Annotated in this window: 14 protein-coding genes; 13 read left to right on the top strand and 1 reads right to left on the bottom strand. The window is 59.9% G+C overall.

What is annotated here, in order from left to right; genetic code table 11:
- Positions 1-14: 14 nt before the first annotated feature.
- The 6 genes from XH84_RS09890 to XH84_RS09865 all read left to right on the top strand — a co-directional run bounded on the left by XH84_RS09890 (position 15) and on the right by XH84_RS09865 (position 6,564).
- Entirely contained in the window at positions 15-1,076 is a 1,062-nt protein-coding gene (locus tag XH84_RS09890; protein ID WP_128918307.1) for a Gfo/Idh/MocA family protein, read from the top strand.
- Between the two features lie 46 nt (positions 1,077-1,122).
- A complete protein-coding gene (locus XH84_RS09885; RefSeq protein ID WP_128918308.1) occupies positions 1,123-2,598 on the top strand; it encodes an oligosaccharide flippase family protein in 1,476 nt (491 codons plus the stop codon).
- A gap of 31 nt (positions 2,599-2,629) precedes the next feature.
- A complete protein-coding gene (locus XH84_RS09880; RefSeq protein ID WP_128918309.1) occupies positions 2,630-3,157 on the top strand; it encodes an acyltransferase in 528 nt (175 codons plus the stop codon).
- A 94-nt stretch (positions 3,158-3,251) separates the two neighbouring features.
- Positions 3,252-4,430: a DegT/DnrJ/EryC1/StrS family aminotransferase gene (locus XH84_RS09875; RefSeq protein WP_128918310.1), complete on the top strand. Its 1,179-nt coding sequence runs from the start codon at positions 3,252-3,254 to the stop codon at positions 4,428-4,430.
- Positions 4,427-5,428, top strand: a complete 1,002-nt coding sequence (locus XH84_RS09870) for an NAD-dependent epimerase/dehydratase family protein (RefSeq protein ID WP_128948134.1) — start codon at positions 4,427-4,429, stop codon at positions 5,426-5,428. The genes XH84_RS09875 and XH84_RS09870 overlap by 4 nt, the downstream gene beginning before the upstream one ends.
- Positions 5,368-6,564: a DegT/DnrJ/EryC1/StrS family aminotransferase gene (locus XH84_RS09865; RefSeq protein ID WP_128918312.1), complete on the top strand. Its 1,197-nt coding sequence runs from the start codon at positions 5,368-5,370 to the stop codon at positions 6,562-6,564. Before XH84_RS09870 ends, XH84_RS09865 begins: the two co-directional genes overlap by 61 nt.
- A 23-nt stretch (positions 6,565-6,587) precedes the next feature.
- Here the strand turns inward: XH84_RS09865 and XH84_RS09860 are convergent, their stop codons facing one another.
- Positions 6,588-7,907, bottom strand: a complete 1,320-nt coding sequence (locus XH84_RS09860) for a glycosyltransferase family 4 protein (protein WP_128918313.1) — start codon at positions 7,905-7,907, stop codon at positions 6,588-6,590.
- 174 nt (positions 7,908-8,081) lie between these two features.
- On the opposite strand from XH84_RS09860, the gene XH84_RS09855 reads away from it, so the two are divergent.
- The 7 genes from XH84_RS09855 (at position 8,082) to XH84_RS09825 (ending at position 18,300) form a co-directional block, all read left to right on the top strand.
- Positions 8,082-9,626 (top strand): class I SAM-dependent methyltransferase, encoded by a 1,545-nt coding sequence (locus tag XH84_RS09855; RefSeq protein ID WP_164936110.1) that lies wholly within the window; start codon positions 8,082-8,084, stop codon positions 9,624-9,626.
- Between the two features lie 84 nt (positions 9,627-9,710).
- Complete coding sequence (locus XH84_RS09850; RefSeq protein ID WP_128918315.1) at positions 9,711-10,874, top strand: acyltransferase family protein; 1,164 nt, start codon at positions 9,711-9,713, stop codon at positions 10,872-10,874.
- Positions 10,875-10,953: 79 nt separating this feature from the next.
- Positions 10,954-11,955 carry a glycosyltransferase family 2 protein gene (locus tag XH84_RS09845; RefSeq protein WP_128918316.1) on the top strand — a complete coding sequence of 334 codons (1,002 nt, stop codon included), beginning with the start codon at positions 10,954-10,956 and terminating at the stop codon, positions 11,953-11,955.
- Between the two features lie 144 nt (positions 11,956-12,099).
- Entirely contained in the window at positions 12,100-12,942 is an 843-nt protein-coding gene (locus XH84_RS09840) for a right-handed parallel beta-helix repeat-containing protein (RefSeq protein WP_164936111.1), read from the top strand.
- Between the two features lie 79 nt (positions 12,943-13,021).
- Positions 13,022-14,317: a hypothetical protein gene (locus tag XH84_RS09835; RefSeq protein WP_128918318.1), complete on the top strand. Its 1,296-nt coding sequence runs from the start codon at positions 13,022-13,024 to the stop codon at positions 14,315-14,317.
- A complete protein-coding gene (locus XH84_RS09830; protein ID WP_128918319.1) occupies positions 14,304-15,071 on the top strand; it encodes a class I SAM-dependent methyltransferase in 768 nt (255 codons plus the stop codon). Before XH84_RS09835 ends, XH84_RS09830 begins: the two co-directional genes overlap by 14 nt.
- A gap of 604 nt (positions 15,072-15,675) precedes the next feature.
- The gene (locus XH84_RS09825) at positions 15,676-18,300 is read left to right on the top strand and encodes an Ig-like domain-containing protein (RefSeq protein WP_128918320.1); all 2,625 of its coding nucleotides are present in this window, start codon (positions 15,676-15,678) and stop codon (positions 18,298-18,300) included.
- The last annotated feature ends 120 nt before the right edge of the window (positions 18,301-18,420 follow it).

Raw genomic sequence — 18,420 nt, 5'->3', positions numbered from 1 at the left:
GCATCGAGGTTAGCATGCGAGACAGTCAATTGGGGATCGGCGTTGTGGGCTACGGTTATTGGGGTCCCAATATCGTTCGCAATTTCTCGATCAATGCCGCCACCCGCGTCGTCGGCGTGAGCGACCTGAACCCAGGAAGGCTCGGCGCGGTAAAGCAGCTTTACCCGGGAGTGGAAACGACCAGGCGCTACGAAGATCTGCTGAAGGACGCCAGCATCGATGCAATCGCTATCGCGACGCCGGTGCATACGCATTACGAACTGGCACTTGCGGCGTTGAGGGCCGGAAAGCATGTACTGGTCGAAAAGCCGCTTGCGACGAGCTCCGAGCTCGTCACCCGCTTGATCGAGGAGGCGGATCGACGCGGGTTGACGCTGATGGTCGATCATACCTTCCTCTACACGCCGGCGGTCCAGAGAATCCGGGAGCTGCTGCTGAGTCGGGAAATTGGAGACATCTACTACTACGACAGCACGCGAGCGAGTCTCGGGTTGTTTCAAAAAGACGTAAATGTAATCTGGGACCTGGCGGTGCACGATATCTCGATTATCCACCATATCCTCGATAAGGACCCGATCGCCGTCTCGGCGACCGGGTCGTGCCACGTCGTCGGCTCGCCAGAGAATATGGCGCACATCACGCTGTTTTTTGCCGACGCGTGCGTCGCTCACGTCAGCGTCAATTGGCTCTCGCCCGTCAAGGTGCGCCAAACGTTTATCGGCGGCAGCAGGAAGATGATTGTCTACGACGATCTCGAGCCGACGGAGAAGATCAAGGTCTATGACAAGGGAATCACACTTGATGGGTCTCCCGAGGATGCGCATCAGTTCCGGATTGGCTACCGCGCCGGCGACATGTGGGCTCCGCATATCTCGCCAACGGAGGCACTGCAGACGGAGGTGGAGCATTTTGTCGATTGCGTACGCACCGGTGGCCAGCCGATTTCCAGCGGCGTCTCGGGACTTCGCGTGGTCGAAGTCTTGGAAGCGGCCTCGTGCTCGATCGCAAAACAGGGGGCGCCGGTATTGCTGCGAGAGCCTCACGGAATCCGGCAGCGCGCGAGAGCGATAGCATGAGGCGTGCGGCGACCTAGCTGACCCAATCGACATGGCAGACAGTGCAATGAGGTCCGTGCAGCGCTCGATCCTGTTCTCCGCGCTCGATCGTTACATCGGCCTGCTGCTGGTCTTTGTCGCGACCGCCGTGCTTGCCCGTTTGCTGTCGCCGGAGGAGTTTGGCATCTATGCCGTGGTTAACGCCATCACATCCATCATTGCCGCCTGTTTCCAGGAGTTTGCAGGCGCAAGCTATCTGATTCAGAAGCGCGAGTTGTCGCGTGCAAGCGTACAGACTACGTTCACGATTACCCTCGTGATCTCGGCGGCCACCGCCATCATGCTGTTCGTGTTTGCGCAGCCCATCGCGCATCTCTTCGAGCTGGACCGCTTGCGCCAAGGCATCGAGATTTCCGCGCTGAATTTTCTCTTGCTGCCGTTCTCCGGAACCATAGCCGCGTTATTCCGGCGTGAGATGCAGTTTGGAACACTGGCAGTCTGTAACCTTGCCGCAAGTACGACGATCGCTGTCGTTTCGATCGCTCTCGCGATGGCCCACTTCAGCTACATGGCACCGCTCTGGGGGGCGGTGGCTGGCAACGCGGTGTTGGCCGTGATGTTGCTCATATGGCGGAAAGATTTTGGTGCAATGCGTCCGTCCCTGGTCGATTGCCGGGAGATCGTCGGCTTTGGCCTCTATTCGGGCGCGGTGAGTGTTGTAAATGTGTTCTATGGCCTGGCACCGCAGCTGTTTCTGGCCAGAGTGCTCGACTTCACGGCCGTCGGTCTCTATAGCCGAGCCACTGCATCGACGCAGATATTCGACAAGCTGGTCACGCAAGTCATAAGTCCGGTCGTCATGCCCGCGGTTGTCGCGCAACGTAAAGCAGGGGGCGATCTCAAGGCCGTCTATCTGGAGGCCATTCAGTTGCTCTCCGCGGTGCAGTGGCCGTTCCTGGCCTTTATGGCAATCATGGCCCGACCAATCATTCTGATCTGGCTCGGTCCGACGTGGCTGGAGGTCGTCCCGCTCGTGCAGCTGCTCTGTATTGGCAATCTTGCGCTTTTCGCCGCCTGCCTGACCTACCCGGTGTTTGTTGCGGTCGGAAGGGTGCAGGATGCGCTGATCTCGTCCTTGATTTCGTTGCCCCCCTCGCTTCTGGTGATCTTCGGCGCATCATTTCTGGGCGTGCACGCCGTTGCGGCATCCGCGCTGGTGACGTTGCCATTTCAAGCAGCGGTGGCGTTTCATTTTCTTGGACGACATCTCGACCTTGGGATCCGCGAATTTGTACGCACCCTGCTCAGAAGCGGGGCCGTAACGGCTCTTGTGATTGCCGGCGTATCCATCTGTGCGGCGCTGACGGACGCTCAAGGACTTATGTCGCTTGCGCGCTTGGCGTCAGCCTTCTCCGTCGCTGTGCTTTGTTGGGGGCTGGGACTGGCGATAACCGGGCACCCGCTCTTGCAGCAGTTTCACTACGCCGCAGCCGGCTTGGCGAGAATGGTGCCGGGGCTGTGGCGTTCGCGGACGGCATCATAGCGGTTTCGGTGACATCATTCGGAGTTCGTACATGCCCATCGGAAAAGACGTCGAGCTTGGTCGCAGTGTTCGCATTCCTCACCCGGAGCTGGTCAATCTGTACGGCTGCACCGTTGGTGACGAGAGCGGGATCGGAACGTTCGTCGAAATTCAGGCGGGGGCAAAGATAGGTGCGCGCTGCAAGATATCCTCGCATAGCTTCATCTGCGAGGGCGTCACGATCGAGGACGAGGTGTTTATCGGTCATGGCGTGATGTTTACAAATGACAAGCATCCGAGGGCAACGACGGCGGCGGGCCGTCCTCAGCAAGCTTCGGATTGGACGCTGCAGCGCACTCACGTCAAGAGGGGCGCTTCCATCGGCTCCAACGCTACCATCTTGTGCGGTGTAACAATCGGTGCGGGGGCATTCGTCGGCGCGGGCTCGGTTGTGACGAAGGATGTTCCAGCGGGCGCCACCGTCGCGGGAGTGCCGGCTCGGACCCTGTCCCGAGCGGGCGCTATGGCCACAGCCGATCATGCCTTCGTCAGCGACGCCTCGCAGGTCAAATCAAATTAATCACCATTTAATTTCTGAAAAAATAGCCTTGATTTAAAAATATAATTCGAGTTAATTCTTTATATATGGTTGACCAATTTCAAGGTGTTGAATCTTGATACCTTTCCTGGATCTGAAAACCCAATATCTTCAAATCAAGCCGGAAATCGACGCCGCGGTGGCAAGAGTCATCCGCAGCGGGCATTTTGTGCTCGGGCCGGAGGTGGCAGCCTTCGAGGGTCGCTTTGCGGAATATTGCCGGACTTCGCATTGTCTCGCAGTGAATAGTGGGACCTCTGCGCTCCACCTTGCGCTGCTGGCAGCGGGCATCGGACCCGGTGATGAAGTCATCACAGTGTCGATGACCTTTGTGGCGACAACCGCCGCCATTCTCTACAGCGGCGCCAAACCGGTTTTTGTCGACGTTGACCCGGTCACCTGGACGATGGATCCCGGTCTGATCGAAGCTGCGATAACACCTCGAACCAGAGCCATCCTGCCGGTTCACCTCCATGGATTGATGGCCGACATGGATTCCATCATGTCGATTGCGCGGCGTTACGGCCTGGTCGTCATTGAAGATGCCGCGCAGGCGCATGGCGCGGAATACCGGGGACGCCGCGCCGGCTCGATCGGAGATCTGGGATGCTTCAGCTTCTACCCGGGCAAGAATCTCGGGGCGTTCGGCGAGGGTGGCGCCGTCGTAACCGATCGGCCTGAATTCGCACGCCGAGTGTCGCTGCTGCGAGACTGGGGGCAGGAGGCGAAATACGACCACGTCATTGCCGGATACAATTATCGCATGGACGAGATCCAGGGCGCGGTACTGAATGTCAAGTTGGACTACATCGAGCGTTGGACCGAGGCCCGCCGATCGTTGGCAGAAAGATACAACGAACTGCTTTCCGCGCTCCCATCCGCGTGTCCGCGGCCGCCCTCGCACTCGCGTCACGTGTATCATGTCTATTCGGTCAGATTGCAGCGGCGTGACGATGCGCTCACATTGTTGCGGGAGGCCGGCATCGGAGCAGGAATTCACTATCCCATTCCGGTGCACCTGCAGAAAGCCTACGCAGAACTCGGTTATCAGGCCGGCGATCTTCCGGTAACCGAGATGCTTGCGAACGAATTTCTCTCCCTTCCCATTTATCCGGAGTTGCTGCCGGACCAGGCGACCGCAGTTGTCTCCACTTTGAGGAACGCCGGGGCATTGCGATCCAGCGAAGCCGTCAGCAACCAAACGCAGCCGTCACAAAGCTTCACAACAAGGTCCTGCAAGAGGAGGGCGTCTTGATTGAGCTCAAGGGAAAGCGCGTTCTTGTCACGGGCGGGGCAGGGTTCATCGGCTCCCACATCGTTGATCTGCTCTGCGAAGAGGGGGGCATCGAGATCGTTGCCCTCGACAACATGGTCAGGGGCCGGCCGGAAAATCTCCGGCGCGCGCTCGGGCGTGGACCGGTGAGACTGGTTCACGGCGACATACGCGATCGCAAGCTGATGGAAGCCCTGGTGAAGGCCGCCGATATCGTCTTTCACCAGGCCGCTCTCCGCATCACTCATTGCGCGGCAGAGCCGCGTCTGGCCAAGGAGGTCATGGTGGACGCCACCTATGACCTCCTGGAGCTGTGCATCAAGCACGACATCGAGAAGATCATCGCGGCCTCCTCGGCATCCGTCTATGGCATGGCAGAGGAGTTTCCGACAACTGAGCGACAGAATCCGTACAACAACCGGACCCTCTACGGAGCCGCCAAGGCGTTCAACGAAGGGCTTTTGCGGGCCTTCAACGACGTATGCGGCCTCGACTACGTGGCATTCCGATATTTCAACGTCTACGGTAGCCGGATGGACATACACGGACGCTACACCGAAGTTTTGATCCGCTGGATGGAGCGGCTCGAGGCCGGATTACCGCCCGTTATCTTTGGCGACGGCCGTCAGACCATGGATTTCGTTCACGTCCGCGACGTCGCGCGCGCCAACATCCTTGCGGCCAGGGCAAAGGTCACCGATGAAGTCTTTAACGTCGGAAGCGGTACTGAGACCAGCCTGACGCAACTGGCTACGGTGCTTGCGCGGGTGATGGGACACCGCAGCCTGACACCCGAATTTGCGCCCGAGCGCTCGGTCAATCCGGTACCGCGACGGCTGGCATCGACGGGAAAGGCCGAGCGACTGCTGGGGTTCCGCACCACTGTTTCGCTCGAACAGGGGCTCGCCGACCTCGTGAAATGGTGGCGATCAGAACGCGATCACGCATCGGACCGTCAGCGGCAGGTGGCAGCATCGTGATCCCGATCGCAGCGCCGCTGCTCGCGGACGAAGAGGCCGATGCTGCTCGCGCGGTCGTGCTGTCAGGCTGGGTATCGCAAGGTCCGCAGGTGGCTGCGTTTGAGGACGAGTTCGCCGCACTTGTCGGCGCCCAGCACGCCTGCGCGGTCGCGAATTGCACGACCGCCCTGCAGCTCGCCTTGGCTGCCCTGGGGATCGGCAGGGGCGATGAGGTGATCACGGTCAGCCATTCCTTCATAGCAACGGCGAACGTGATCCGATATCAGGGCGCCACCCCTGTTTTTGTCGATATCGAGCCCGAGACATACAATTTGGATTGCGCTCGGTTGGCCGAAGCCATCACCGAGCGCACGCGCGCCATCATCGCGGTCCATCAGATGGGCATGCCGTGCGACATGGCCGCGCTCATGGCTGTGGCGCGTCGCCACGGGATCGCTGTGATCGAGGATGCGGCCTGTGCGGCGGGATCGCAGATCTGCATGAACGGGAAGTGGGAAGCGATCGGCAAGCCGCACGGAGACATTGCCTGCTTTTCCTTTCATCCCCGAAAGGTGATCACGACAGGTGAAGGGGGAATGCTCACCACCTCCGATGCCGAGCTCGATCGCAAGTTCAGGCTTCTGCGTCAACACGGGATGAGCGTTCCGGACATCGTGCGTCACGGGTCGCAGCGCGTCATTTTCGAGGAGTACCTCCTCGTCGGCTACAATTATCGAATGACGGATATGCAGGCTGCGATCGGACGCAAACAGCTCGAGCGGCTTCCGCAGTTAATTGCGCAGCGACGCGCGCTGGCATCCCGCTACGCTGAACTGCTCGGCAATATTGAGGGATTGCGGCTGCCGTTCGAGCCGGCGTGGGCGCGATCGAACTGGCAGAGTTACTGCGTACGCTTGCCCGATCGCCTGGATCAGCGGGCGATGATGCAATCGCTGCTCGACCAGGGCATCGCTACGCGCAGGGGCATCATGTGCTCGCATCGCGAGCCGCCCTATGCCGGCACGGTGTCGCGCCATGATCTGCGGCAGTCCGAAATCGCTCAGGATCACGCGATCCTGCTTCCACTCTATGCGCAGATGGATAGCGCAGACCAGGACCGTATCGTGGATGCGGTCAAGCGTGAACTTGCCCGCTGAAATCGCGGTGCTGCCGTGGCGGGTCAAGAATCGGTTTGCCGGGATACCTTGCGAAGCGAATCCGGCGCGGCTCCGTCTGATCGAGGGGCGATGGCTGTTGCGGACAGCACCGCAGAGATTCGCGCCCGATGGTTGTCGTCTTCGGTGGAAGCCAAACCCATCCAACGCTGATATTTTCGCTGCACCTTATAGCTGGCAAGCCTGGCCGCGCATCGGCCGGCATCTGCCAATCGTTGGCTGGTTGAGGACTTGCTGCGCAGGGCATGCAGATAGGTTTGCTCTATCGTTTTCGCCGCGTGCGCGAGGCTGAAGCGGTGCTCCACCAGTCGCCGGCCGAATCCGCCGAGTTCCTGACGGAGCGACGCGGAAGCGAGAATGGTCTCGAGAGCCGATCGGAGTGCGCTGGCGCCGGCTCCGCGCGAACCCTTGCCCAATCCATACCAGCCTTGTTGCAGGAAGGTCGATGCACTCTCGGGCGTCAACAGCTCGCTGAACCCGTCCTCGCCAACGACCACCAGCGGCTTACCAAAAGCCATACCGCGCAGCGCCGAACCGCCCTGGCCAATGATCACGTCCGCGGCGGCATAGCCAGGCCGCGGATCGGACATCTCTCCCACCAATACGACGACGTTCCGGCCGACCAGCGAGTTCGTTCTGGCCGCGCGCGCTTCGACGCTAGGGCGCGCGGGTCCATCACCAATGATCAGCAGCCGCACCGGCGGACCGCCAAGCGCTATTTCGCCAACGGCGTCGCACGCGGATAGCAGACCCTCCAGTTTAAGGTCCGGCACAAGCCGGCAGACCATCGCAATGACGACTTCGTCCGGACCAATATTCCGGGCCGCGCGAAAGTTCGCTCCATTCACGAGGGGATGGTCGGAGCTCGTATCGACTGGCGGCTCGAGCAAGGTAACATCCTGATGTCCTGCAGCGATCGCAGCACGACGGATCATCTCCGTTCCCACGGTCAGAGGAAGGCTGCGCGGCAGGAAGGAAGGGACTGACATCGACATGACGGTTCCCACCACGGCAGCTCTGGTCGATAGCCCAACGCTCAGAAAAGCCTCGACAATGGGGGGCCATTCATGACCGTGCACCACGTCAACCGCGCCTTCGTTAACGATGCTGCGGAGCATCTGGCTGACGCGAGGCGAGGGCCGGGCCCGATGCCGGGGAATTTCAATGTGCCTGAGACCCGTCTCCCTTACCCTGTCCAGAAGCGGCCCGGTCTCCGACGCGACGGTGACATCATGACCGAGGGCCCGAACCGCCTCGGCAAGCTGGATTGCGTTGAGCTGCGACCCTCCCATTTCCATGGAATGGGGATAGACCAGCACCTTCATGCGATGGGATCTCCCGGGCGCCAAACGCCGAGACCAAGCTGACATTGCGAGAACCTTATCGCAATATAATCCGATTTTAAATAATAATAAATATCGACCGATCCGCTTTCGCTATATAATATGCGCGGAATTAAATTTGAAACCGGAATAAACCTTCACGGGATGCCAAATGCGATGAATGAGCATGTTGCCCGGCATGTCGCCCACCGGGGCGGCCGCCGCCCGCCTCGCGTATTGGTCGCGATCGCAAGCCACGGAACCTCGAATGACTGCTATCTCGAGCGGGTCATCCAGGAATACCGGACGATGTCCTTCGTCATTGATATCGTCGTGTTGTCGAACATCGACAAGCGCGCGAGAAGCGGGGTGGAATGCATTGTCGGCCTGCCCACCAGGAACCCGTGGTCTCTGCCGTTCATGCACAAGAAGCTATTTGCGCAACGTCATGACCAGTATGATCTGTTCCTCTACTCGGAAGACGACATTCTGATCACCGAGAGGAACATCCGCGCCTGGCTCGATCTAACGCAGCTTCTAGCTCCGGACGAAGTTGCTGGGTTTCTGCGGGTCGAATTCGGCGAAGATGGCGAGCGAAACTATCCCGATATTCACGCGCACTTTCACTGGGATCCCTCGTCGGTCAGGCGGCGCGGCGACTATATTTTGGCGCATTTCACCAACGAGCACGCCGCCTGCTTCATCCTTACGCGGGACCAGCTGGAAAATGCCCTGCATTCCGGTGGTTTCGATGTGGCTCCGCATGAGGGAAAGTATGATCTCGCCTGTTCGGCCGCGACGGATCCATACACCCAATGTGGTTTGAAGAAGCTGGTCCCGATCTCACACCTGGAGGATTTTACCGTGCACCACCTCACTAACCGGTATGTCGGCCGGATGGGAGTTGGGGCGGAAGAACTTGGCAGGCAGAACGACGTTCTGCTGCAAATCGCGGACGGCCGTCGCTCGCCGTACGCGTTGCTTCCAACCGAGACGCGCCTTCGCCACGCGAGTTTTTCCAAGGACTATTATGAACCGGAATCAGAGGCGACGATCGCGCTTATGCCGGCATGGGCGCGCAGCGTGCTTTCGATTGGTTGTGGTTCTGGCAAGACAGAAAAGCGGCTGCAGGCGCGAGGCCTGAACGTCACGGCGATTCCACTCGATCCGGTGATTGCAGCCGGCCCCGCCAGCGACGGAATCGAGATGATCTACGCCGATCTGGAGAGTATCGGCTCCAATCGCGACACCTACGACTGCGTTGTCTGTCTCAACCTGTTGCACCTCGCTCCAGATCCGCCAAAGCTGCTTCTGAGGCTGCGATCGGTCATGCACGAGCGATCGATAGCCGTGATCCAGATGCCCAACACGATGTCCCCCAGGGGTGTTCGGTCGTATCTCAGGGCGAGGCTCCAGTCCGGGCGCTCCGGCGGCTACGAGGCTGCGGGCGCTCATTTCGCTTCGGCGCGCAAATTGGCGAGTTGGTGCGTCGAGTCAGGCCTGCAAATCGAGGCGATGTTTGGAGTTCCGGCAGAGCGTAACGACGGACTGTTTGGCATGACGTCCCGGTTGGGCCAGCTCGGACCGCGGTTTCTTTCGCTCGGGCTCGCGGCCTCGATCATCGTGACCGTCTCCGGAGGAAGGCCAGGCGATGACAAAATGGCCAAATTGGCGGTCTCGCCCGAACCAACCGGTCCGGCCGACGAGGTCCGCGTCGGTTGAGGTGGTCATCGTATTTAATTGCTTTCGATATTTAATATTATATAATCATCAAATGACAAATAAATCATTCCGGGTGAGAATACGATGATTTCGATCGGGACGACGACGATCGGCGATCGGCTTGCCGTCCTTTCGGCCAGAGGCCCCGGTTTTGATCAGATACGGCTTGTCGCCGCACTCACGGTGGTCGCTCACCATTCCTGGTGGGGAGTCAACGACATCCTCTACCGGTTCAGCGGCGGGTTCATCCAGCTCGGCTTGTTTGCAGTCGTTATCTTCTTCTGCGTCAGCGGCTTCCTCCTGGCGCCTGGCCTAGCCCGATCCGGCGATCTCGTCAGGTTCGGCGTAAACAGAGCGCTGCGCATCTTGCCCGCACTGTCCGTCGTGGTCATCGCGTCGATGTTCGTGCTGGGGCCGGTCCTGACGACATATTCGTTAGCCGACTATTTCGGGAGCGCCGAGCTTTACCTCTACCTGAAGAACGCGATTACCCTGATGTCGCACTACCTGCCGGGCGTGGTGCGACATGGACAGGAAGTGCAGATCAATGGACCGCTGTGGACGCTCAATATCGAAGTCTGGTCCTATGCGGTGCTGGCGGTGATGAGCGTGGCGGGCTTTCTCCGCCGACGTGCGCTGACAATCATCAGCTTCGCGCTGGTCTACCTCGCCTATGTCGGGCTGGCGCTCTCGCCATCGCTGCATGCCGCTTGTCCGCAACGGCTCTTGGATTTCATCGGTCTCTTCGTCTACTTCATCGCCGGTACGAGCCTCTACCTCTACCGTGAAAGTATCCCGTTCTCCGGAATCGGGGCCGCGATTGCCTTGGGGGGTGCGCTGATCGGTCTCGCGAGCGGGGTGGGGGCGGTCGTGCTGCCGCTGTGTATACCCTACGTCGTGGTCTACCTCGGGCTCTCCGAGGTCGCCAGTCGAGTGCCACTCAAGCACGATCTGTCCTATGGCGTATACCTGATCCATTCACCGATCATATTGGCGCTCCTGACCCTGTTCGATCTTACGGTCGGTTGGCCGTTGGCCTTGCTGGCGGGATCCGTGACTCTGGTTCTGGCGTATGCCTCCTGGCGATTTGTCGAAGCGCCGGCGCTGAAGCAAAAGGTGTGGGTCTCGCTTTGGCTGTCGTCGCACCTTGCACGTCCAGGCCGCGGACGGGGCGTTGGAGGTCAGGCGCGCCGTGACGAGCCGAGCAACAATCTGACAGGAACGATCGAGGCCGGCGCAGCGGAGTGAGACGATGCCAGCACCTGAGCTCGGGTCCGAAGGTGATAGCGCGACGAGCGGCACTGTCGTCGAAAGGAGCAGGGTTGCCATGAGCAACGCGTACCGTGATGACGAGCGTCCGGGAGATCGGCAGCTGGAGCTCTCCATCATTATCGTCAGCTACAACACCCGCGACCTGACCCTCGACTGTCTGGCATCGATTGCCCTGGAGACAACCAGGACCAAACACGAGGTCATCGTCGTCGACAACAACTCATCCGACCAGTCAGCTGCCGCAATTGCCTGTCAATTCCCGGAAGTCCGTCTGATTGCATTGGACACCAATATCGGCTTTGCGCGCGCCAACAATCTGGCCGCAAAACAGGCGCAGGGCCGCCGATTGCTTCTGCTCAATCCCGACACCATCGTTCTCGATTGTGCGATTGATCGTCTCTTGGAATTCGCGGACGCAAATCCGTCATTTCAGCTCTGGGGCGGACGCACGGTCTTTGCGGACGGCAGCCTCAATCGCACCTCGTGCTTCCGAAGAATCAGCTTGTGGAATTTGTTGTGCTTTGCGCTGGGGCTGACCTATTTCGGTCGTCGCAATCCGATTTTCAATTCCGAGGCCTATGGCGGATGGGATCGCGATACCGCACGGCACGTCGACATCGTTACGGGGTGTTTTCTGCTGATCGACCGGCTGCTGTGGGAGAGGCTCGGCGGGTTCGACCCCGCGTTCTTCATGTACGGAGAGGAAGCGGACCTTTGCCATCGCGCGCGATCGCTCGGTGCGCGGCCCGCAGTCACGCCTGAGGCGACCATCGTCCACTATGGCGGGGCCTCGGACGTCGTGCCCGTCGACAAGAGGGTGAAGGTGTTCAAGGGAAGAATCACCTTGATCAACCGGCACTTTGGCTGGCCGGCGCGAGTGATCGGACAGGCGCTGCACCTGATCGTGCCGCTCACACGCTGGTGTGGTTACGGCATGGCAGCCGCCCTGGCACGGAACGCCGAATGGCAGAAGAATGCGGCTTACTGGGAAGCCGTCTGGAGGCGCCGGCGAGAGTGGATCGGCGGTTACGAGGCAAAGAGAGTCGAGCCGGCTTGAGGCGTCGGGCCGTTTCCAGGCGAGAAGATGATGAGATCAAAGAGCGCAGCGGAACAGGGACGGAGATGGGGAAGGGCGAAAGGGCTCGCGCTTGGCCACGCGCGCTGGTGTGGGATTGTGCTCGGGTATGCCCGCGTTGCAGCTATGCTCGCGGCGCTGCAAATTCCGGCGGCTGTGGCAGCTGAACCGAACAGCCTGTCCGAGCCAGCATTCGCCTTCCAATGGCCCGACGCAAGCAACACGGGGCCGCCTCGTGATCTCCAGCTGAAGCCGTCCGGACCGCTCACGATTGCCGTTGCCGGCACGACGATTTCTGGACTGGATATCCAGGGCGACGTCATCGTCAACGCCGACAACGTGACCATCGAGATGTCCCGTATCGCGGCCAGCGCTTGGGCCGTCATCAAGATCGATCCGCATCGGACTGGAATTGTCGTCAGGGATTGCACGATTGACGGCCGGGGGGCCGGTCCCGATGGCAATGGCAACCAGGGCATCATGGGACAGGGGACGTTCCAGCGCAACAACATCTCCAACGTCGAAAACGGCATCGTGCTGACCGGAAAGGACAACCTGATTGAAGACAATTTCATTCATGATCTCAACGCCGGTGGAGCACCACACTATGATGGCATCCAGATCGATGGCGGCATCTCGGACACCATCATCCGGCGCAATACAATCATCAATTCTCACGGTGCGGCCGGCGCTATCATGATCGACAACGAATTTGGCCCAGTCTCCAACATCGTCATCGAAGGAAATCTTCTCGCAGGCGGCAGTTACACGGTCTATTCTGACGCGAAGTTCAATGACAATCCGATCTCGGGAGTCTCGATCACCGACAACCATATCGGCCCCGGGCAGTATGGGCCTACTCTGTTCCGGAGAAACCGGCCCACCTATCTTCGAAACGCGACTGACGGCTGGCGCCTGGTGCGCAATCTGAAGTTTGGCAGCGTCGCGACGCAGGAGGCCACCAGATGAACCGCTGGCGTGCTCCGCACCAACTGAAATGCTCGTTGGGTCTAACGGTCCGGTCCGGTCTGTTCGGGGAGATCGCGTCATGAGCTATCCTGGCGATGCTCTCCTCGCGGGGCAGCCGCGTATTCGCGCGATGGGGGCGGGGGTCCAATCGACCATTCCCAAACGTCTCGGTCTGGCCGTTCCGCTCCTTCTCATCGGCATCGTATTGCCGTCGAGCTTCCAGGTGCTGATCGCCGGGGCAAAGCTGACGCCGACCAGGATAGGCCTCATGGTCCTGCTGTTGCCGGCGGTTGCGCGGCTATTGCAGCCGAGCCGGCGGCTCCTGCTGTCGGACGGGCTCGCGGCGACGCTTGCGCTCGCCATGGTGGGGGCGGCCGGTTACGCCGCCGGGCCTCAATCGGCATTTTCCGCAGTCGCAGAGGCACTCGACTTTGTCGGGGCATATTTTGTCGCGCGAGCCTTCGTTCTGGAGCCGCCGGCGGTCCAGCAGTTCATCCGTTTGGTCAAGGCGTTCACCGCGATTGCGATAGGCGTTGCGTTGGTGGACGTGCTGACGGGGCATTGGATCGTCCGCGAGGCCATGGCGGCACTCATGCCGCAACCTGAGGCGTTCGTGGACGACGGGACGTCGAGCGCGGATGGCGTGCGAGCGGGGCTGCGACGCGCAATATCGACATTCGATCATCCTATTCTCTATGGCGTATTCTGCTCGCTGGCCGCAGCTATCGTGCTGTTCTCGACGACAAGCCCCGTCAAGCGGCTGTCGTGGGCGTGTCTGTGCCTCTTCGGCGCATTGTTGTCGCTCTCCTCGGCCGCCGTCATGGGGATGGGCCTCGTCATGTCGAGCTACGTCTACGACCGGGTGTTATTCCGCTACTCCTGGCGATGGCCTCTCCTTTGGACGGGGGCGGGCATGTTCCTGATGGCCGTCATTGCTGTGACAAACAACCCTCTCAGCTGGCTGCTGTCTCACGCGACGCTGGAGCCTCAGACTGGATTCTATCGCCTCATGATCTGGGACGCTGTCTCGGCGCAGGTGTGGCAGTCGCCCTTGACGGGAGCAGGCTTCGTGACGTTTGGCTATTACCTGCTCGATCGTACCGTTGACAGCGTGTGGCTCGTCACGAGCCTCCATTACGGCCTACCGGTCACCATCCTGCTGATTGCTTTGAATCTCTCGGCGGTGTTGCCGGTGCCCGGGCTTCGTCCGACGGAAATTCAAAGGGGTTTTACGATCGCCTGCATGGTCTTCTTGTTCACAGGTTTGACGGTGCATTTCTGGAACTACATGTGGACGTTTTGGGGCGTCTGCATCGGGGTGCGTGCTTCGCTCAGGGAATGGCAGATGTTAGGAGCGCAAGATGAGCAATTTTGACGTGGCGCTATCGCCGACCGGAGGCATCAAGGGACGTTTGCGACCTTATGTCTGGTCATTGCGCAGCGGGCTTCGGACGATCCGCTTCCTGTTCGGGCGATTTGAGAGATCGTGTCCGGTATGCGGATATCGCGGCCGCTTTTTCGCTTACGCAAATCCGCTGGCATTGGGGATCAACTTCGATTCGCTCTGTCCGAATTGCCTGTCGCACGAGCGGCACCGGTTGTTGGCGCTCTGCGACGCCGAACAGAGCCTGTTTACGGGGAAGGATATCCTTCACTTCGCGCCTGAAAAGGGACTCACGAGGTATATTGAGGCGAGAAAGCCCCGCAGCTACGTCACCTGCGAGTTCGGAGGCAAGGGCGCTGATCTCGACATCAATATCGAAAGGATAGATCTCGAAAATGACAAGTTCGATCTGATCATCTGCTGCCATATCCTCGAGCACGTGAACGATCGCCTGGCGATGCCCGAGCTCTTTCGGATCTTGCGTAAGGGCGGGACACTGATCGCGATGATTCCGCTCATTGAAGGGTGGCAAGAAACGTTCGAGGATCGATCGAGGCAGGAAACAGAAGAAGATCGGATACTGTACTTCAATCAGCATGATCACGTCCGCTTCTTCGGCCGTGATTTCCGGCGCCGGCTGGAACGTGCGGGGTTCGTCGTTGATGAATATACCGCGGTCGAACCGCAAGTCGCGAAATATGGGCTCATCCGCGGTGAAAAAGTATTCTTGTGCCGGAAGGCTTAAGCGCATTTGCAATGCTTTGATGATTGTCGACGAAATGAAGCCGCAGATCGCGGGGGCAGCTCTTGCCGACGACCTCGTCCGTGATGATGGATGAGTGAACTCTTTTTCTGTGCCTCTGCGTTCAAGCAGAGTCGAAGCGGTCGCGCTCTATCACTCTAGCCCACTCACTGCGCCATCCTGAGCAATTGCGGGCGAGGATCACAGCCACTCGTGCGGATTGTCGAGCTGCAGTTTGCTGCTGGAAGACGCTTCGCGTGATGCATTTAATGCGTGCCTCGTTTATTTATACATCCATGTGTTTATTTAATACATGCCGGCGCGAGTTGAATAGACGCTTGGAGCCGCTTGACGATTGCGATCGTCGGCCGGGGCGTAAGCTCTAAAGAATTTTTCTGTGAAATGCTTGGCGTTCGCATTTTGCAGCAATCCGAACGCGGTTACAACGAAATTGCGTTTAATTTCCGTAACGTAGATTTCCGCGTCGTATTTCCGGAAATGAGAATCTGACGGTACTTGCGGCGAAATGACCTCAGGGGGGCCGTGGTCTCGTCAAAAAAAGGCCGTCTGCTGACGACCATTAACGCCGCGCAAGCACGGCACTGGCATGTCCTCGATCATGATTAAATCGAGTAGTAAAAACTCACAACAAGCGCTGGTGTCGATTAACGGGGATAATACAGAGAAAGACGGAGAAACTGTTTTGGCAACGACAACGAATGCATGGCCCGATGCGACGAACACCGGCGTGCCGGCGGGGGTGACGCTTACTCCTTCGGGAGACGTGGTGATTACGCAGGCGGGAGCGGTGGTTTCGGGGCTCGACATCACCGGAAGCGTCTACATCAAGGCGGACAACGTGACGCTTGAGAATTGCAAGATCACGTCCGGCGGATGGGCTGGGGTGACCATCGATTCCGGAGTTACGGGTGCGGTCGTCCAGAACTGCACGATCGATGGTACCGGTCAGGCACCGGATGGCACTGGCAATCAGGGCATCATGGGCAGCGGCACGTTCATCGGGAATAACATCTTCAACGTGGAGAATGGCATCGTTCCCGGAAGCAATTCCGTCATCCAAGGCAACTACATCCACAATCTCCAGGCAGGCGGATCGCCGCACTATGACGGCATTCAGATCGATGGAGGCCTTTCCAACATTCAGATCAGCGGCAATTCGATCATCAACCAGTGGGGATGGACCTCGGCGGTCATGATCGACAACGGCTTCGGGGCGGTCTCGAATGTCACAGTCACCAATAATCTGCTGACCGGTGGATCCTACACCGTATATGCGGATTCCAGCCTAGGTACCGCCTCGATTACCGGCGTGTCGTTCACCAACAATCACATTGGTGGCGCGCAATACGGTGACGCGTTGATCCGCGGGAACAATTCGGTGTTCTCGGGGAATTACACGGACGGCGTGCAGCTGGAGTCGACGCTCAATACGTCGGCAAATAGCGGTACGACGACTTCACCGTCCCCGGTCCCCAGTGCGCCCGTCGTAGCCTCGTGGTCGCCTGACACCGGTGTGACCGGGGACGGCATCACTGACGCTGGTCAGATCACTTTGCACGGCACCGCCACGGCTGGCAGCACAGTGAAAGTCTATGACGGTTCGACACAGATCGGTACGGCGACCGCGACTTCGGCCGGAAGCTGGGACTACATCACCCAGGTCTTGACCGATGCGAAGCATACGTTGACAGCGACTGCGACCAACTCGTCGGGTCAGACCAGCGTGGCATCCGCTGCGGTGGCCGTCACCGTCGACACCAAGGCGCCAGCTGCACCGACGATCGCGAGTGACACCGTCAACTCTGCCAATCAGGTCGTTGTGTCGGGGACCGCTGAAGCTAACAGCGCGATCAAGGTGTTTGACGGAACGACCCAGGTCGGGACGGCGACAACCAACTCGAGCGGTGCGTGGAGCGTTACGACGTCGGCGCTGTCGGACGGTTCGCACGTCCTCACGGCGAAGGCGACTGACGTTGCCGGCAACGTCAGCGCTGCGTCGACGGCTGTGGATCCGGTGATTGGCTCTGGAACGACGACGGGCTCCACCGGTTCAGGCACGTCGGGCACGGGCACCACGCCGCCCGCCGCGCCGAAGATCGCCTCGTTCTCAAACGATACCGGCACTGCCGGTGATCACATCACCAGCGACAATACGCTGACCCTGGCGGGGAGTGCGGTCGCCAACAGCACGGTCAAGGTGTTCGACGGCACCACCCAGCTCGGCACGGCCACGGCGGACGCGAACGGAGCGTGGCACTACACCACCGCCGCGCTACCGGACGGCAAGCACAGCTTCACTGCGACGGACACGGTCTCTGGCGTCACCAGCAAGGCATCGACTGCGCTGGATGTCACGGTGGATACCGCTGCCCCCGATGCTCCGGTGCTGTTGAGCGATCCGACCACGCATAACCGCGCCACGGTCTCCGGGACGGCGGAAGCCGGCAGCTTGATCAAGCTCTACGAGGGCACGACCCTGCTCGGCACGACGACCGTTGCAAGTGACGGTGGCTGGAGCGTGACGACCCCGAATCTCAAGCATGGGTCACACACCTTCACCGCGACGGCGACCGACGCCGCCGGCAACACCAGCGCCTTGTCGCAGCCGATCGATCCGCCGATCGGCTCGCACAGTGGTGGCGGCACCAAGGACGCCTCAACCGTCGAAGTCACTAATGTACGCCAACATTGGGATCACACCGCGACGATCAAGGGCACGGCCGATCCCAGCAGCGAGATCAAGCTGTATGACGGCACGACCTCGGTCGGTTCGGCCACGGCGAGTGCCGACGGCAAGTGGAGCTTCCAGACGTCCGATCTGTCGGGCAAGAGCCACGCCTTTACCGCGGAGCAGGTCGACACCACAGGCCACGTGGTCGGAACCAGCTCGGGCGAGGCGATCATCGGCTCGGGCCGCAGCGACACGTTGACCGGCACCACCGGCAACGACGTCATGGTGGGCAAGGCGGGGGCGGATACGTTCCAGTTCGCGTCGAACTTCGGCCAGGACGTGATCAAGGACTTCGCTGTCCGTGGACCTGCTCACGACACGATCGAGTTCAGCAAAAGCGTGTTCGACAGCTTTGCGAGCGTTCTCTCCCATGCGGCCCAGTCGGGCCACGACGTCGTCATCGCGACGGGGAGCGACACCCTCACGCTGAAGAACACGCAGCTCGACAAGCTGAACAGCCACGATTTCCACTTCGCGTAGGGGACGGGTCGGCCACCAACTGGTACTCAACAGCTGTCTCGGGGGATCTCTTCGGGGGATCCCCCGACATAGGCATGACTAAAGGGCAGGTGCCATGACTGACGTTGGACGGCGGGGGAT

It is taken from the genome of Bradyrhizobium nanningense (assembly GCF_004114535.1).
GTDB lineage: Bacteria > Pseudomonadota > Alphaproteobacteria > Rhizobiales > Xanthobacteraceae > Bradyrhizobium > Bradyrhizobium nanningense.
The sequence above is the reverse complement of the archived record's forward strand: the minus strand, read 5'-3'. Positions and strand labels throughout refer to the sequence as shown.

Coding starts and splice junctions, on each gene's coding strand:
- XH84_RS09860 (WP_128918313.1), bottom strand. CDS start 7,907: ATGAAGGTGCTGGTCTATCCCCATTCCATGGAAATGGGAGGGTCGCAG.
- XH84_RS09850 (WP_128918315.1), top strand. CDS start 9,711: ATGATTTCGATCGGGACGACGACGATCGGCGATCGGCTTGCCGTCCTT.
- XH84_RS09840 (WP_164936111.1), top strand. CDS start 12,100: ATGCTCGCGGCGCTGCAAATTCCGGCGGCTGTGGCAGCTGAACCGAAC.
- XH84_RS09845 (WP_128918316.1), top strand. CDS start 10,954: ATGAGCAACGCGTACCGTGATGACGAGCGTCCGGGAGATCGGCAGCTG.
- XH84_RS09825 (WP_128918320.1), top strand. CDS start 15,676: ATGTCCTCGATCATGATTAAATCGAGTAGTAAAAACTCACAACAAGCG.
- XH84_RS09865 (WP_128918312.1), top strand. CDS start 5,368: ATGGTGGCGATCAGAACGCGATCACGCATCGGACCGTCAGCGGCAGGT.
- XH84_RS09890 (WP_128918307.1), top strand. CDS start 15: ATGCGAGACAGTCAATTGGGGATCGGCGTTGTGGGCTACGGTTATTGG.
- XH84_RS09830 (WP_128918319.1), top strand. CDS start 14,304: ATGAGCAATTTTGACGTGGCGCTATCGCCGACCGGAGGCATCAAGGGA.
- XH84_RS09855 (WP_164936110.1), top strand. CDS start 8,082: ATGAATGAGCATGTTGCCCGGCATGTCGCCCACCGGGGCGGCCGCCGC.
- XH84_RS09835 (WP_128918318.1), top strand. CDS start 13,022: ATGAGCTATCCTGGCGATGCTCTCCTCGCGGGGCAGCCGCGTATTCGC.
- XH84_RS09880 (WP_128918309.1), top strand. CDS start 2,630: ATGCCCATCGGAAAAGACGTCGAGCTTGGTCGCAGTGTTCGCATTCCT.
- XH84_RS09885 (WP_128918308.1), top strand. CDS start 1,123: ATGAGGTCCGTGCAGCGCTCGATCCTGTTCTCCGCGCTCGATCGTTAC.